We start from the raw sequence: 2,911 nt of genomic DNA, 5'->3' as shown, positions 1-2,911 counted from the left end.
TCGACGTGGTGACGACCGGGGGATCGGTCACCGAGCGCCGCTCCTGGGTCACCTCGGCGGTGGGCGCGGTCTGTTGCTCGGTCTCCGGAACCACCTCCTGCTGTTGCGGGGTGACCGTCCTGGTCGTCGTCGATGTGGATGATTTTGTCGCGGAACGACTTTGCGAGGTCGATGGCCGGGTGTCGGGCGGTGCGGACGCATCGTTGTCATGCAGTGCGGCGGCCGTACCGGCGATGCCGAGCACCGCCACGACCGCTCCTGCCGCGACGATCACCGGCCACCGACGCCTGCGCTTGTCGGCTGCCGGACCCTTTGCCGGTTGGGCGAAGGTGAGCATCGGCCGGGGACCTGCGCCCGGCCCACCGACCGCGGCCATCTCGGTCGGGACCGGCGGGTGAAGGCCATCGGGGCTGTACAACCCCGGAACCGGAATCGGGGCCGTCGTCTGGGGTGCCGACATCTCGGGTGCCGCCATCTGGGGCGCCGCCGCCCGGGGTGATGGCATCGGCGGTGATGGCACCCGGGGAGATGGCACACGGGGCGATTGCGTCTGGGGTGATGGCATCTGGGGAGCGACAGTCCGGGGTGGTGACCCGGCCGGGCGGGCGATGCGGGCCGCACCGCGGGCCGTGGTGGTCGCGGGGTCCCGGTCTATCACCACCGGAAGATGAAACACTCCTGAAAGATGTTGGGCCAGTGCACCTATCGAGGCCCCACCACCGACGGCCGCGAGTGCGTGCAGATCGGTCACCGACAGTGGGCCCCCCTGCGGGCCGCCTCCGGCGCGTGCGGTGACCTCACCGATCGCCTGGACGACCTGATCGATCTGACCGCCGACGATCTCATCGAGCTCCCCGCGCGTGACCCGGACGTCGGTCCGATATCCCGGCAGGTCGACGTCTATGACCACCGCCGTCGCCGTCGACAGTTCCTCCTTGGCCGCGGTGCACCGCGCACGCAGCACCGACAGGGCCGCGGTCATATTCGGATCGTTGCCGGCGAGGGTTGCCGGGTCGTCGACCGCCTCGGCGAGCACCGTCCGAAGCAGTGCCAGGTCGATGTCGTTGCCGCTCGGTTTGTCGACCCGCACGGGCACGGTGAGAATCCGGTCACCCTGAACCAACGCGACGGTGGTGCCGGACGCGCCTACGTCGATCAGAACCACCGGCCCGGCGGCCGGAAAATCGGGGTGCTGTCCGAGTTCGGCCAGGGCACAACGGATATCGGATTCCAGAAGCACCTGCTCGCCGAGCGTGTCACGCAGAGCCGCTACCCGATCACCGGGCCACCATCCGGGATAGGCCACGACAGCCGTTGAGGCCGTGGGGAATCCGCCGGTGGCCGCGCGTGCGATCGACCTGATCGCGTCCGCGGTCAGGGATTCGGCGGCATGCGCGCCGCCGTCGGGTGCGGTGATGGGAACCGGATCGCCGAGGCGGTCGATGAACCCGGTGATGGTCAGACCGCCGGGGCGCAGCCTCGGATTCTCGGTCGCCGTACCGCCTTCCGGGGCCGATCCGCCACCATCGGGAGCGGTGGGCCAGATGGTCAGTACGGCACTGTGACGAACCGGGACGGCCTCCGGACCCGGCACCGCGTACAGGTTGCCGGTGCCCAGTGAGATGCCCAGTGAGGTCGCGCCCGGGACGGTGTTCATGGTCGGCTCCTCCGCGGTGAGTTGTGTTCTGTGGCGTGTTGTCCGTGAACTAGTTCGTGTGAGCCGGCTCCAGGTGAACCGGATTCGTGCGTATTCGTTCGGGTGAATGGATACGAGTGAACCGGGCGCGACGGGTGATCACATGCGTAGGGGACTACTCATTTCTGTTAGGGGCACCCTTGGGGGATCCGAGTAGCCCCGAGGTCGCATCACCCGATCCCCTAATGAGCCGATCGGCGATGCGGAGTTGTCCCCGGGGTGACGGGCAAGGCCACGGGTGATTGCCCCGAACCCGAAGGACGTGGTCGGCGATACCGTCGGAGTATCCGCTTGCATTTGCGCATAGCCCGAAATGAGGAGATTCTCGTGTCCGCGCCGTCATTGTTGGAGTTCGTCACCGCACTGGTCCATGACCCGTCGCTGGCGGCCGCCTATTCGGCGAACCCCGAACAGGTTCTCCACGAGGCAAACCTGCCTGATGTATCACCCGACGATATCGGGGCACTGCTGCCGGTCGCCGGAAGTATGCCCGCCGCGGCGTCGACCGACGTCGACGCGGCCGCCATCTGGCGTAGCAGCGATGTCGCACAAGCGTTCTCGTTACTCGACGAACCTGTCATGAGCGAATCCGACCCTGCTGAATCATTCGCGGGTGAACATGTCACGGGGGACTGGGGCGCGGGTTCGACGGACGGGGGTGGGTTCGGCGAGATTCCCACGGAGTTCTCCGAATTCGTTGCGCCGGTCGACTATCAGCCGAACGAGCAGCAGTCCTGGACCCCGAGCAGTGACATTCTGGAAGCCGATATCACCGGCACCGAAACCCACACCCTGGATCCGGCATTCCCCGATCACACGCCCGACCCGGCATTGGCAGATCACACCCCGCTGTCCGTCGCGATCGACCCCGCGTTCGGCCAGACCGGCCTTGAGCACGTCCACGAGCAGCTGCCCGACGAGCACCTCATGGGCGGCGACTGACACCCCTAACGATCCCCCCTCCTGTACGGAAAACGATGGGGGAGTGTCCCGTTCAGTTCGGGGGCGTTCGGTCATAGCGTGAAAGTCACGTCGCCTCGCAGTGAGGCACCGAAACCGAGGAGATCCGATGAGCCCCAACCCGACAACCAGTCCCGAACGGACCGCGCAGGACCACGATCGCGATGAGAACATCTTGATCGAGTTCATCCGCAGTCTGTTCGGCGACGCGGACAAAGCACAGCACTTCAACGAGAACCCCGCCGGCTGCCTGGC

2 protein-coding genes are annotated in these 2,911 nt (G+C 66.9%); one reads left to right on the top strand and one right to left on the bottom strand.

Features of this window, described 5'->3' with window-relative positions; genetic code table 11:
- A partial coding sequence (locus tag KDB67_RS15520; protein WP_291017375.1) for an Hsp70 family protein occupies window positions 1-1,657 on the bottom strand: 1,657 nt, incomplete at its 3' end.
- Window positions 1,658-2,023: 366 nt separating this feature from the next.
- Here KDB67_RS15520 and KDB67_RS15515 point away from each other — a divergent pair.
- Entirely contained in the window at window positions 2,024-2,638 is a 615-nt protein-coding gene (locus KDB67_RS15515; protein WP_291017373.1) for an IniB N-terminal domain-containing protein, read from the top strand.
- The last annotated feature ends 273 nt before the right edge of the window (window positions 2,639-2,911 follow it).

This window comes from Gordonia sp. (in: high G+C Gram-positive bacteria), assembly GCF_020438995.1.
Taxonomy (GTDB): domain Bacteria; phylum Actinomycetota; class Actinomycetes; order Mycobacteriales; family Mycobacteriaceae; genus Gordonia.
The sequence above is the reverse complement of the archived record's forward strand: the minus strand, read 5'-3'. Positions and strand labels throughout refer to the sequence as shown.